The sequence below is a fragment of the Pseudoalteromonas sp. NZS11 genome (genome assembly GCF_015864765.1).
Classification (GTDB): domain Bacteria; phylum Pseudomonadota; class Gammaproteobacteria; order Enterobacterales; family Alteromonadaceae; genus Pseudoalteromonas; species Pseudoalteromonas arctica.
This window is the reverse complement of the sequence record NZ_JADYWP010000005.1, coordinates 132,888-146,251: the sequence shown is the minus strand read 5'-3', so window position 1 is coordinate 146,251 and position 13,364 is coordinate 132,888. Positions and strand designations below refer to the sequence as shown.

Below are 13,364 nucleotides of genomic sequence, written 5' to 3'. Positions count from 1 at the left end.
TTAATCACTTAACTCATCTTCTTGCTCAGAGATTTTAATTTGTTCTTTTAAAAATTGAGCTGCCTTAGAGTATTCAATTTCTAACTTATCTCTTAAGTCTATTAATTCATCGGTAGTGAGTTCACCTTTTTTACATTTATCTTCAAATGCACTTGAAAGTTCAGCCACCGTTAGGGCACCAATTGTTTTAGAGATCGATTTTAATTGATGACACCCTTCAATAATCTCATCTAAATCGTTAACCATAACGCCTGAATTAATCCCCTTAATTAGCCCTTGGCTTTGTTCTAAATACATTTTGAAAAAGCGTAACTGTTTAGCTTCGTCACCATTTACATATTTAGCAACTGCTTCCATATCAATAGGTAGCGCCATGGTTTGATGGATAACTACATTTGGGTTTTGGCTTTGCTTATCGCTCCAGCGTTTTAAAGTGTCCTCTAACGCGTTTAGCTCTATAGGTTTGGTAATGAAGTCGTTTATACCTACGGCTAAGCAACGCTCTTTTTCGCCTTTAAGTGCGTTTGCTGTTACAGCAATAATATAAGGCTGTGCATCAATTGATTCTAATAGCTCTGCTTCGTTACGGATTTTTTCGACCATATCGTAACCCGACATTTTAGGCATGTGTAAGTCGGTTAAAATAAGTGAGTAATCACCTTTTCTCCACATATCTAAGCCTTCTTCACCGTTGTTTGCTATCTCAACGCCAAAACCTAGTATGTGTAATTGATCGGTGAGCACTTGTTGGTTTAGAAGGTTATCTTCAACAAGTAGAACCAATTTGTTTGATTTACGAGCTTGCTCAACATTTAAATAATTATTAAGTGTTTTGGTTTTTTTAATTTGTTTAGGTGTATGCAAACCTGCAGCGACTAAAATAGACAGCATAAAGTTAGACTTACATAGAGGAGAGGCATTAATATAAAAAATATTATTATGATTTATAGCCGCTTCATCAAGCTTACTTAGTACAACAACTTGTTGTTTATAATCCTCTAATGAATAAAATAAGCGTCTTAGCAGCGCGTTTGTTTTATCCATATTGTCTATGCCATCAGCCACCCAAATAATATCTTGCGAATGTTGATGCTCTTCAATTTCTTCTTCTGTGTGTGCATAAACTATTTTAGCGCCCATAAACGATAAATAACGGTACATTGTTTTTTCACGTTCTAGGTGATTACTAACTACAACAATTTGCTTACCATTTAATGCACCTTTGTGTGCGTACTTAATTCTACCCGATGTGCTAAACGGCAGTTCAACAGTAAACTCACTGCCAATTCCTGTATGGCTAGTTACATGAATAGTACCTAGCATAAGCTCAGTTAAGCTTTTACAAATAGAAAGACCTAAACCTGTCCCTCCATATTCTCGGGTAATCGAATTTTCGGCTTGAATAAACGGATTAAATATTTCGCGTAGTTGCGCCTGCGACATGCCTTTACCGTTATCAGTTACGCAAAAGCGTAAGGTAAAGTGATCAGTCGTATTATGTACCACCTCTACTGATATTTTTACATGGCCTTGGGTTTTTTCATCAGTGCTAGTGAATTTAATGGCGTTGCTACATAGGTTATAAAGAACCTGACGTACACGTACGCTATCACCGGTAAGATTTATAGGAATATCTGGTGCTATTGCTAGCTCTAAATCAAGCTCACGTTTTTTAGCAACAGATGAGAGCACACGAGCAACTTCTTCAATAGTATCGGTTACCGAAAATGGGATCGGGTCAATATTTAGCTTTCCAGCCTCAATTTTAGAAAAATCTAAAATATCATCCAAAATGCTCAATAACGAAAATGCAGATTCACGAATAATCGTACTTAAACGATGCTGAGCGCCATCAAGTTCGGTCTGGCGCAGTAAATCAATAGTACCTATAACACCATTCATCGGTGTTCTTATTTCGTGACTCATCGTTGCTAAGAATGTTGTTTTAGTTTCGCTTGCTCGCTCTGCTTTTAATGTGGCTTGCTCAAGCGCTAAGGTACGATTTTGCACTTCGGCTTCTAGGCCATTTTGTAATTTATAAAGCTCTTTTTGTGCAGAGTCATTCTCGCTCATTGCAGTTTGTACTTTTTGTAGCAATAAGTTGATGTTTTTTGCTACTACACCTAAACCAATATCAAGTTGCTCATCAACATTACTATTGTAATTAGCATCTTCAGTGATTGCCTGTAACTCTTGAGTAAGAGTGTCAGTACTTTTACGTAAGCGCGTATTAATGTACATATTAAACATTAAAGTAAGTATAAATAATGCAGCAACACTCGCTATCGCGATGGTGTAAGCGATAACTTGAGAGTCTTGAGCGCTTAAAGGCGTGGCTGGTATGTTTTGCTTAATAATAAGCTCGCCAATGGGCTGATCGTTTAACAATAGTAGGTGATGCAGGATACCTTCTTCTTTTAAGTGCTTTTCAGTTTTAACAGAAGCGATGGCTGGTTTACTGCTGCTATATACCAACTGAGTATCTGATGTAGCATTGAAGCGATATAGAGTATATTCAAAGTCACCGTCTAATAAGGAGGTTAAATCAAGTAACTGTTTTACTTTACCTTGACCATACATAGTTAATGCATCAACCATAGGTAAGTCTAATCTATCGGCAAGCGTTACAATATTAATAGATGATGCTGGTTGGGCTGTCTTAACTTCAGTTTGTGTATAAAATGAGTGGGCAACAATGGCGAGCGCTGTTACAGCAATATTAATGATTAAAAAAAGTGGCAGTAAGCCTTTAACTGGCGATGAGAATTTACTCTGCATTGATTGTTTCCAATTGATGTGTTTTTACTACGATAAGTCCCTATCGTACGTATCTAAGCTAATCGTAACATTTACAAAAAATAATTCACTACGGTTTTAGTCTGATTTAGTTATATTTATTTATAGTTATAGCCCGATTTGTGGTAAAAATGAACGTTATTAATAAAAAATGTACTGAGTTGTCTGAAAACCGTTCAAACAGTTATAAAGAAGAAAAAAAAAGTTGACTTGTAAGGGCAAAACTCGTTTAATACGCCGCACGCCCAGATAGCTCAGTCGCTAGAGATGAGTGGGAATTGCATTAAAAATCCTTTTAAGATTTTTAATTAGCACTGTTTAAGTGCCTCGATAGCTCAGTTGGTAGAGCAGAGGATTGAAAATCCTCGTGTCCCTGGTTCGATTCCGGGTCGAGGCACCATTTATTAAAGTAGTGGTGTTTAATCAACAGTNCGATTCCGGGTCGAGGCACCATTTATTAAAGTAGTGGTGTTTAATCAACAGTTTAAACATTATTACGCGTGCCTTAGCACACAGTTTTGTGTGCCGACTTAGCTCAGCTGGTAGAGCAACTGACTTGTAATCAGTAGGTCAACCGTTCGACTCGGTTAGTCGGCACCATTTATAAAGCTAAAAGTTAAATAATTATTTTACTTTTAGTTAGCACAGTTTATGTGCCTCGATAGCTCAGTCGGTAGAGCAGAGGATTGAAAATCCTCGTGTCCGTGGTTCGATTCCGCGTCGAGGCACCATTTACTTTAAGTTATCAATCTTTAAAATTGAACGTGCCTTAGCACACAGTTTTGTGTGCCGACTTAGCTCAGCTGGTAGAGCAACTGACTTGTAATCAGTAGGTCAACCGTTCGACTCGGTTAGTCGGCACCATTTATAAAGCTAAAAGTTAAATAATTATTTTACTTTTAGTTAGCACAGTTTATGTGCCTCGATAGCTCAGTCGGTAGAGCAGAGGATTGAAAATCCTCGTGTCCGTGGTTCGATTCCGCGTCGAGGCACCATTTACTTTAAGTTATCAATCTTTAAAATTGAACGTGCCTTAGCACACAGTTTTGTGTGCCGACTTAGCTCAGCTGGTAGAGCAACTGACTTGTAATCAGTAGGTCAACCGTTCGACTCGGTTAGTCGGCACCATTTATTTAAAGTTAATTGTAAAGTATAACAATTAATTAGCACATTTTATGTGCCTCGATAGCTCAGTCGGTAGAGCAGAGGATTGAAAATCCTCGTGTCCGTGGTTCGATTCCGCGTCGAGGCACCATTTATTGAGAAGCCTTGCTTATGCAAGGTTTTTTTATTTTAAGTGCTTTATAAAAGTTCTCAATCTTTAAAATTGAACGTGCCTTAGCACACAGTTTTGTGTGCCGACTTAGCTCAGCTGGTAGAGCAACTGACTTGTAATCAGTAGGTCAACCGTTCGACTCGGTTAGTCGGCACCATTTATTTAAAGTTAATTGTAAAGTATAACAATTAATTAGCACATTTTATGTGCCTCGATAGCTCAGTCGGTAGAGCAGAGGATTGAAAATCCTCGTGTCCGTGGTTCGATTCCGCGTCGAGGCACCATTTATTGAGAAGCCTTGCTTATGCAAGGTTTTTTTATTTTAAGTGCTTTATAAAAGTTCTCAATCTTTAAAATTGAACGTGCCTTAGCACACAGTTTTGTGTGCCGACTTAGCTCAGCTGGTAGAGCAACTGACTTGTAATCAGTAGGTCAACCGTTCGACTCGGTTAGTCGGCACCATTTATTCAAAAGCCTCGCTTATAGCGAGGCTTTTTTGTTTTCAACTTGAGAATTAAAAATACCCATAGTTAAGAGCAAAGCAACTGACTTGTAATCAGTAGTCTGTATAAGTTATCCGTTCGACTTAGTTAGTCGGCACCATTTATTCAAAAGCCTCGCTTATAGCGGGGCTTTTCTGTTTCTATATGTCTAATACCAATCCGCAATAATACTTAATCAATTTTAGGGATTAAACCTGACGCTAACTGCGTTAAAAATTTCTGATATAGAGCAACTAAATAACGAAATTTTTGCCTTGTTATCGACACGATTTTCTTACCTCAAAATAGATCACTTAATTAAGCGAATTGGTATAATCTCTTAGACACACTACAAAAAGTTAATTTTTTATTATTAAAAATTGCTGATCATTTGCTCATTTTTACCGTATAACTGGCTATTATGTTAGTTCATCGCTAGCTATGTAATGTTATGTAAAGTAGGTTGAGCAAAAGTTGCCAAAGTGCTTGAATTACGTTCATAAATAGCAGTAATTTAGGTTTAATTATGATTTGGCAATGCAAGCCAACCCTATTGGCAATTAGTGTGATGCTGCTTAGCGGCTGTGCGAGTGATTTTAACTCGTCGCAGCGCATGCAAGCGCCTAATAATATGCCACAGCAATGGCAGCAAGAAGCATCAAGCTCGGTATTAAAAGTACAAGAGCAATGGCTTACACAACTACAAAACCCTACGCTTAACAAATTTGTACAACAAGCACTTAAAAACAACCAACAGCTTTTACAAACTAGTTACGATGTAGAAATTCAAAAACAACAGCTTATAGTATCGGGCGCTGCGCTTTGGCCTAGCCTCGATTTATCAACGCGTACTAGCCGTAGTAAAGACAACCGCCCAGTGAGCTACGACAACGCAAGTTCAGTTAGTTTAAACTTAACTTACGAGGTTGATTTATGGGGTAAGCTTTCAGATTCAAAGCGCGAAGCTAATCTTAACTATTTAGCGCAACAGGCACGGTTTGAGCAAGCTAAACAGCAACTCGTTGCTGATGTGGTAACAGGCTGGTTTGATGTTGTTACATCACAACAATTACTCGATTTATTTAAACGCAGAGAAGCTAACGCACAGCAAAACCTAGATATTATCGAGTCTGGCTATCGCCAAGGTATAAACGAAGCACTCGATGTATATTTAGCTCGTAATGAGCTCAATACTGAACGCGCTCGCATTGCCACTCAAACGGCGAACCTATCGGCTTCAGCACGTGTACTTGAGCGTTTACTGGGTGAATACCCAAAAGGTGCCATTACTGCTAGTAGCGACTTACCCGTTATTAATACCGATATTCCACTAGGCTTACCTTCTGAACTTATAACACGTAAACCTACGCTGCGAGCAAGTTGGTATGATCTTTTAGCCACCGACGCTTCATTGGCGTATGCGCACAAACAACGCTTTCCAAGTTTAGATTTAACAGCTTCACTAAGTGATAGCACCGACAGAGTAAGCGACTTGTTTTCTCCATCAAGCCTTGCATGGTCGTTATTAGGTAGTATTTCAGCACCACTTTTTGAGGGCGGACGCTTAAAAGCGAATGAAGAAATAGCGCGCCTTAATACTCAAAAGCAAGAGCAACTTTATTTGCAAACGCTTTACGATGCATTTGGTGATGTAGAGAATGCGATTTCACAGCAGCAGTCTCTTAAATCACAATATAGCAGCACCCTTGAGGCGCAAGAAAACGCACTTGCAGCAGAGCAGTTGTCGTTTGAGCAATATCAAAGTGGCTTGGTAACTTACACTACGGTGCTTGACGCACAAGATAGGTCTTTCGATGCACAAAGCTCCTTAATCGACATTAAAAACCAATTAATAGCTAACAGAATTAACTTACACGTTGCCCTTGGTGGTGATTTTGCAAAGCCCTCAAGTGAACTAAAGAGCAATAATGATGAAAACTAAAACAGCAAAAATTATTATTCCAGCGGTGGTTATTATTGCCACTATTTTAATTGTTATGTTTATTAAAGGTAATCCGCCAGAGGCTAAACGCTTTGGCTCACCTCCTAAAGCATCAATAAGCGTGGCTGCGCTTGAGCTTAAACCACAAAATTACCAAGTGATGATTGATAGCTACGGTACGGTAAAACCACGTACACAAAGTTTATTAGTTGCTCAGGCATCTGGGCAAATAATTGAAGTAAGTGATGACTTTAGAGAAGGCGGCTTTTTTGAAAAGGGCGACGTACTTTTAAAGCTAGACGATAGAGATCATCAAGCTGAAGTTAAATCTGCTCAAGCCAATTTATTAACGGCAGAGCAAGGCTTATTAGAAGAAAAAGCGCGTGGACAACAAGCTATTACTGATTGGAAACGCCTTGGCGGCTCAAATCAGGCAAGCAGCTTAGTACTGCGTGAACCACAACTTGCAGCAGCCGAAGCAGAAGTTTTATCGGCGCAAGCAGTACTTGAAAAAGCCATGCTTGATTTAGAGCGCACTAAAGTAACCGCGCCATACGCCGGGCGTATACTCAGCCGTAGTGTTGATTTGGGGCAAGTTGTTACTAACAATACCCAGCTTGCCACTATTTACGCAATCGATAGCGTAGAGATTCGTTTACCGATTAAAAATAAAGATCTTCCGTTCGTAAATTTACCAGAGCAATATCGTGATGGCGCCAAAAATCAAGCAGGTTCAATTGTTAAATTTACCTCTGACTTAGTGGGTGAGCAAACGTGGCAAGGGCAGCTAGCGCGTACCGAAGGTGCTATAGATGAAGGTGCACAACAGCTTTACGTAGTTGCTAAAATTAACGACCCATATAAAGCAACGGCTAATAACCAGTACCCAATAAAAATAGGGCAATACATAAAGGCGCAAATTACCGGTAAAACAGTTCCTAACGCACTTATAATCCCTAACAGTACTATTTATCAAGGGACGTATGTTTATGTTGTTGAAGAGGGTGTACTTAAGCGTAAAGACATTACACTTGCTTGGCAAAATGCGACACAAGCGATGATAAAAACGGGATTAAATCCAAATGATAAACTGGTTATTACTCCACTAGGGCAAGTGAGTTCTGGAACTCAGGTAAGTATTTTAGGCGAACAAAGCACAGAGCAACCTAAAAGCCGAGGAGCTAATGGGCAAGGTAAAGGAAAGCGCCCGACGCCAGAGCAGCTTGAGCAAAAAGCAAAAGAGCAGGGTATTAGTGTTGAAGAGCTAAAAAAACGCCGCGCAGCAAAGCAAGGAGATAAGCCATGATCGCTTGGTTTGCCAAAAACCATGTTGCTGCTAACTTATTGCTAGTAACGCTGTTACTGTCGGGACTTTTTAGCTTATCAAGCAAAATACCGCTTGAGGTATTTCCTTCATTCGAAACTGACATGATAAGCGTAAATGTAAGTTTGCGTGGTTCAACACCAGAGGATGTAGAGCAAGGTGTAACTATACGAATAGAAGAAGCAGTACAAGATTTAGAGGGCATAAAGCAAATATTTAGTCGCTCTTCTGAAGGTTCAGGCTCTGTGACAATAGAAGTGGAAAGCGGTTACGACCCTCGTGAGCTTTTAGCTGATATAAAAAGTCGTGTAGACGCAATTAACACTTTTCCAGCCGATGCTGAAAAGCCGATAGTAGCGCTTGCTGAGCGAATTCGTGAAGTTATCGCGGTTACCGTATCGAGTGACTATGGCGAAAAAGAAACCCGCGAATACGCAGAAACAGTACGCGATCAAATCCTACGTTTACCTAATGTAACGCAGGTAGAGCTAAGTGGCGTTCGTGATTACGAAATAGCCATTGAAGTAAGCCAAGATATTCTTCGTCAGTACGATTTAAGCTTGGCACAAATATCGAGTGCTATTTCAAACTCAAGCTCAGATATTTCTGCTGGTAACTTAAAAACAGAAGGCGGGGACGTACTTATAAGCTCTAAAGGGCAAGCATATCGTAAAGATGAATTTGCCAGCATTGTTGTTAAAAACCAAGCCGATGGCACTATTATTCGCTTAGGTGATATAGCGACTATAAAAGATGATTTTGAAGAAACACCAGTACGTACTCGCTTTAATGGTAAGCAAGCTGCATTTATCGACGTATATCGAATTGGTCCACAAAGTGCGATTACAGTTGCTGACGATGTTAAAAACTACATAAAAGAGCAACAAAGCTCTCTCCCGCAAGGGTTTGAACTAAGTTACTGGGATGATGATTCGGAGCTGGTTAAAAGTCGTATTTCGACCCTTACTACCAATGCTTTACAAGGCGGTATTTTAGTACTGGCTTTACTTACTTTGTTTTTACGCCCTGCAATTGCATTTTGGGTATTTATTGGTATTCCGGTTTCGTTTATGGGCGCGTTTATAGCGATGCCTATTTTTGGCGTAACCCTTAATATTATGAGCTTATTTGGCTTTATATTGGTACTGGGGATTGTTGTTGATGACGCCATAGTTACCGGTGAAAACGTCTACACCCATTTAAAAACAGCTACGTCGGGCGAGCAGGCCGCAATTTTAGGTACTCAAGAAGTAGCAACACCAGTAACATTTGGTGTGTTGACTACCGTTGCTGCCTTTTTACCTTTGGCCTTTATTGAAGGGGCGCGTGGTGCCTTGTTTGCACAAATACCGGTAGTGGTTATTCCGGTATTATTGTTTTCATTGATTGAATCTAAATTTGTACTACCAGCACATTTAAAATATATAAAACTACGCCACGAAAAAGGCGAACCTTCAAAGTTTGATGTTATTCAACAGCGTTTTGCAGATGGATTTGAAAACGCGATTTTAAAATACTATCAACCCACTTTAAATTTAGCACTGCGCCATAAATTGGCTTCGGTAAGCTTGTTTATTGGTGTATTTGTTATAATTTTAACCATGATCACCAGCGGTTGGACTAAGTTTGTATTTTTCCCGCGCATACCAAGCGAAACAGTCCGCGTTAACTTAACACTACCAACAGGTACACCGTTTGAAGTAACTAATAAATACGTAATTGACATGTCGCAAAAGGCGCAGCAATTACAAGAAAAGTACCGCGATCCGGATACTGGCGAAAGCGTTATTTTAAATATATTAGCCACAACAGGCGGGCGTGGTGGTGTATCTAATTCAGGCTCTGTACGCTTTGAAATAACACCGGCTGAAAAGCGTGAATCAGACATAGGATCACGAGAACTTGCCAGCGAATGGCGCGATTTAATTGGTGTGATACCAGGCGCCGAAAGTTTAACGTTTAGAGCCGAAATTGGCCGAAGTTCAGACCCCATTGATGTTCAGCTTAGCGGCACTTCGTTGACTATTTTACAAGACGTGGCTGATCACATTAAAACCCGTTTATCGACCTATCCAACGGTATTTGATATTGCCGATAGTATGTCCGACGGTAAAGAAGAGTTACAAATAGAGCTTACGCAACAAGGTTTAGCGCTGGGCTTAAATAGAGTCAATGTAGCAGGACAAGTACGTAACTCGTTTTTTGGCTCGCAAGCACAACGTATTCAGCGAGGCAGGGATGACGTACGTGTAATGGTACGCTTACCTATAGATGAGCGCCGCTCTGTAGCTGACCTACAAAACATACTTATAAATACGCCTGATGGAGGCTCAGTGCCTTTATCGCACGTGGCAACACTTACTGCTGGGCAAAGTCCATCAACTATTAATCGAATAGACCGTTACCGCACATTAAACGTAACAGCCGATATCGAAAAAAATAATACCAACATGACCATACTGCAGGCTGACCTAACGGAGTATTTAGATGGGTTAATGCAGCAATATCCTGGAGTAGATTACAAACTAGAAGGTGAGGCTAAAGAGCAAAGAGAGTCGTTTGGGTCGTTGGCTTGGGCACTTGTGTTTGTATTTTTTATTATTTATGCGCTATTAGCAATACCGCTTAAATCTTACTTACAACCAATCATAGTAATGAGTGTAATCCCATTTGGCATGATAGGTGCTGTAGTAGGGCATTGGATCATGGGAATGGACTTAACTATTATGAGTTTACTCGGTATGCTTGCGCTAACCGGGGTGGTGGTAAATGATTCGCTTGTACTCGTTGATTTTATTAATAAAAAGCGCAGTGAAGGTGGTAAAGTTCTCGATGCTATAAAAATTGCAGGTGCATCACGTTTTCGCCCTGTAATGCTAACTAGTTTAACGACCTTTATTGGCTTAATGCCATTACTGTTTGAAAAAGCGACTCAGGCACAGTTTTTAATACCAATGGCGGTGAGCTTAGGGTTTGGGATTATTTTTGCTACCTTTATTACTTTATTGTTAGTACCAATAAACTACATGCTAATGGAGCGTTTTCAAGGTTGGTTTAAATAACTTCACTCTTAAATACGTGATTATTAAAGCTGTAGGTAAGCAATTACCTGCGGCTTTTTTATAAGCTAAAAAGTAATATTAGACAATAGAAGATAAGTGAATAAAAAATTTAGATAAATATAAGAATAAACAGGAAGGTTAATTTTTTTTGATAAAGCCTTTTAAAGGCGAGGGTTTGCTAAAAAGGTGTTCCCCAAGATACGGTACTCGGTTTCAGTCCTGAAACCAGAAGGTTTCAGGGCGGGAATCTGCGGTTTACCGTAGGCTTCTCGGTACATGCCGAGCCTGCACAATAGTAGACGAACAGAAACCCTGGTATAAAATTTATCGGCTCAGGGACTTAACTAAGCTCCGGTACCCCAGGGAACAATTTAAGTATATAAGACATAATCCAATCCTTAAACCCCAAACGTAAAAAATTAAACCGTTCGCTTAGTTTTTCCGCACCTTTAACTCATCATTTACTTTATCGCATGGTTTTTGAGCTTGATCATACAATTAATTGGAGTTGCTTTTTATCGAGTGGTAGCATTGCCTTAACTTGCAAAGCGAAGATTCGATTATGAACGATTTACCCGATTACGAAAAAGCTCAACTGCTTTTAGAAAAAAACGAAATATTTGTATCACCTGCTGAAGCGCATGGTGTGATTAGTGGTTTACTTGCGTGTGGTTTAACCATTGACGACAAAGAATACTTAGGCCTTTTGAGTGATGTGTTTAACGATGGTGAATCGTTTAGTAACGATTTAAAGCAGTTTTTTGGCACTATTTATAAGCAAGTAGTCGCGAGCTTTAATGATGATGAATTTCAGTTTGATTTATTTTTACCAAGCGACGACGAAACACTCATCGATCAGGCTAATGGCCTCGTATCATGGGTAGCGGGTTTTATGCTTGGTTTTGGTTTAAAGCAAAAAGACTACGGTAAACTATCGAGTGATGTTAAAGAGGTTATTACTGACTTTAGCGAAATCACTCGCCTAGATACTACTTTTGAAGAAACCGAAGAAGACAGCCAAGCGCTGCACGAAGTGATTGAATATGTGCGTGTATCAGCACTACTTTGTTTTGCAGAGCTTGGTAAAGAGCAAAGCACGCAAAGTACTAAAAAAACACTTCATTAACTTTTAAAAAGTAAAACGGGTTGGTTAATAATGGTTGAAGTACAAAAGTCAGAATTTAAAGCACGTCGCGAGCGCTTACTTGCTCAAATGGATGAAAATAGCGTTGCTATTATTCCCGCTGCGAGCGAAGTGACGCGCAGCCGCGATACCGAATATGCATTTAGACAAGATAGCGACTTTTTTTACTTAACTGGCTTTAACGAACCCGACGCCGTACTTGTACTCTGTAATAACAGCGATGCACCCAGTACTTTATTTTGCCTAGATAAAGACAAGCTTGCAGAAATTTGGCATGGCCGCAGAGTTGGCTTTGATAAAGCTAAAAGTGACTACCTGTTTGATGAAGCTTACCCGCTAAGTGAATTAAACGATAAAACACTCGATATGCTAAATGCAAAAAATGCGCTCTATTTTGCACAAGGTGCTTATCCCTCATTTGATACCAAAGTGTTTTCGTTACTAGGTACGCTTCGAAATGGCTCTCGAAAAGGCCTCAAAGCACCGAGTACTTTAAAAGAGATACGCGGCCTGATTCATGAAATGCGTTTGTTTAAATCGCCAAGCGAGATAGATGTTATGCGAGAAGGCTGTGAAATTAGTGCGCGAGGGCACATGCGCGCTATGCGTTATTCGCATGCGGGTGCCACAGAGTTTCAGCTAGAAGCAGAGCTACATCATCATTATGCAATGAACGGTGCGCCTCATCCTGCGTACGGCACAATTGTTGGTAGTGGCGACAACGCCAATATTTTACATTACACACAAAATAGCGATGTTTTAAAAAGTGGTGACCTAGTACTTATAGACTCCGGTTGTGAGTTACAAGGTTACGCTGCTGATATAACGCGTACATTTCCGGTAAATGGTCAATTTAGCGAAGAGCAAGCCGCGCTTTATAATATTGTACTTAAAGCGCAAGAAGTTGCTTTTGATGAGGTAAAACCCGGTGGTTATATGTCGCATGCTAATAAACTAGCAATGGAAGTAATGACCCAAGGTTTACTCGACTTAGGTATTTTAATTGGCGACTTTGACGAGCTAATGGCAAAAGGTGCGTGTAAAGAATATTACATGCACGGGCTTGGGCATTGGCTTGGTTTAGATGTACATGATGTTGGCGATTACAAAGTAAATAACGCTGAGCGTGCATTTGAGCCGGGTATGGTACTCACCATAGAGCCAGGGCTTTATATAAGCGAAGACTCAAGCGCACCGCAAAAATACAAAGGCATTGGCATTCGTATCGAAGATAACTTGCTAGTTACCGAAACCGGCCATGAAAACTTGACCCTAAGCGTACCTAAAAAAATTAGCGATATAGAAGCACTTATGCAAAGTGCTAAAAACGTATAAAGC

Annotated in this window: 6 protein-coding genes, 10 tRNA genes and 1 other RNA gene; 15 read left to right on the top strand and 2 right to left on the bottom strand. The window is 39.9% G+C overall.

What is annotated here, in order from left to right; genetic code table 11:
- Positions 1 to 2,778 carry an ATP-binding protein gene (locus I6E82_RS12705; protein ID WP_197118045.1) on the bottom strand — a complete coding sequence of 926 codons (2,778 nt, stop codon included), beginning with the start codon at positions 2,776 to 2,778 and terminating at the stop codon, positions 1 to 3.
- A gap of 342 nt (positions 2,779 to 3,120) precedes the next feature.
- On the opposite strand from I6E82_RS12705, the gene I6E82_RS12700 reads away from it, so the two are divergent.
- From I6E82_RS12700 to I6E82_RS12640, 13 genes are all read left to right on the top strand, one after another.
- Positions 3,121 to 3,196, top strand: a tRNA-Phe gene (locus tag I6E82_RS12700).
- Between the two features lie 124 nt (positions 3,197 to 3,320).
- Positions 3,321 to 3,396, top strand: a tRNA-Thr gene (locus I6E82_RS12695).
- Between the two features lie 55 nt (positions 3,397 to 3,451).
- Positions 3,452 to 3,527: transfer RNA gene (locus tag I6E82_RS12690), tRNA-Phe, on the top strand.
- A 57-nt stretch (positions 3,528 to 3,584) separates the two neighbouring features.
- Positions 3,585 to 3,660, top strand: a tRNA-Thr gene (locus tag I6E82_RS12685).
- Between the two features lie 55 nt (positions 3,661 to 3,715).
- Positions 3,716 to 3,791, top strand: a tRNA-Phe gene (locus tag I6E82_RS12680).
- 57 nt (positions 3,792 to 3,848) lie between these two features.
- Positions 3,849 to 3,924, top strand: a tRNA-Thr gene (locus tag I6E82_RS12675).
- A gap of 51 nt (positions 3,925 to 3,975) precedes the next feature.
- Positions 3,976 to 4,051, top strand: a tRNA-Phe gene (locus I6E82_RS12670).
- A gap of 102 nt (positions 4,052 to 4,153) precedes the next feature.
- Positions 4,154 to 4,229: transfer RNA gene (locus tag I6E82_RS12665), tRNA-Thr, on the top strand.
- A 51-nt stretch (positions 4,230 to 4,280) separates the two neighbouring features.
- Positions 4,281 to 4,356 (top strand) — tRNA-Phe (locus I6E82_RS12660).
- A gap of 102 nt (positions 4,357 to 4,458) precedes the next feature.
- A tRNA-Thr gene (locus I6E82_RS12655) sits at positions 4,459 to 4,534 on the top strand.
- A 546-nt stretch (positions 4,535 to 5,080) separates the two neighbouring features.
- Positions 5,081 to 6,496, top strand: coding sequence for an efflux transporter outer membrane subunit (locus I6E82_RS12650; protein ID WP_165722085.1), 1,416 nt, complete (start codon positions 5,081 to 5,083; stop codon positions 6,494 to 6,496).
- Positions 6,486 to 7,802 (top strand): efflux RND transporter periplasmic adaptor subunit, encoded by a 1,317-nt coding sequence (locus I6E82_RS12645; protein WP_010554901.1) that lies wholly within the window; start codon positions 6,486 to 6,488, stop codon positions 7,800 to 7,802. Before I6E82_RS12650 ends, I6E82_RS12645 begins: the two co-directional genes overlap by 11 nt.
- Entirely contained in the window at positions 7,799 to 10,882 is a 3,084-nt protein-coding gene (locus I6E82_RS12640) for an efflux RND transporter permease subunit (RefSeq protein ID WP_007587324.1), read from the top strand. Before I6E82_RS12645 ends, I6E82_RS12640 begins: the two co-directional genes overlap by 4 nt.
- 186 nt (positions 10,883 to 11,068) lie before the next feature.
- On the opposite strand, the gene ssrS is transcribed toward I6E82_RS12640, so the two are convergent.
- Positions 11,069 to 11,251: non-coding RNA, 6S RNA (gene ssrS, locus I6E82_RS12635), on the bottom strand.
- A 193-nt stretch (positions 11,252 to 11,444) separates the two neighbouring features.
- On the opposite strand from ssrS, the gene I6E82_RS12630 reads away from it, so the two are divergent.
- Positions 11,445 to 12,008: a UPF0149 family protein gene (locus I6E82_RS12630; protein WP_007587323.1), complete on the top strand. Its 564-nt coding sequence runs from the start codon at positions 11,445 to 11,447 to the stop codon at positions 12,006 to 12,008.
- 30 nt (positions 12,009 to 12,038) lie between these two features.
- The gene (gene pepP, locus I6E82_RS12625) at positions 12,039 to 13,361 is read left to right on the top strand and encodes a Xaa-Pro aminopeptidase (protein WP_165735840.1); all 1,323 of its coding nucleotides are present in this window, start codon (positions 12,039 to 12,041) and stop codon (positions 13,359 to 13,361) included.
- Positions 13,362 to 13,364 lie beyond the last annotated feature (3 nt).

What these genes read in the sequence shown, in the direction of transcription:
- I6E82_RS12705 (WP_197118045.1), bottom strand. Translation starts at nt 2,778, where the DNA reads ATGCAGAGTAAATTCTCATCGCCAGTTAAAGGCTTACTGCCACTTTTT.
- I6E82_RS12630 (WP_007587323.1), top strand. Translation starts at nt 11,445, where the DNA reads ATGAACGATTTACCCGATTACGAAAAAGCTCAACTGCTTTTAGAAAAA.
- pepP (WP_165735840.1), top strand. Translation starts at nt 12,039, where the DNA reads ATGGTTGAAGTACAAAAGTCAGAATTTAAAGCACGTCGCGAGCGCTTA.
- I6E82_RS12640 (WP_007587324.1), top strand. Translation starts at nt 7,799, where the DNA reads ATGATCGCTTGGTTTGCCAAAAACCATGTTGCTGCTAACTTATTGCTA.
- I6E82_RS12650 (WP_165722085.1), top strand. Translation starts at nt 5,081, where the DNA reads ATGATTTGGCAATGCAAGCCAACCCTATTGGCAATTAGTGTGATGCTG.
- I6E82_RS12645 (WP_010554901.1), top strand. Translation starts at nt 6,486, where the DNA reads ATGAAAACTAAAACAGCAAAAATTATTATTCCAGCGGTGGTTATTATT.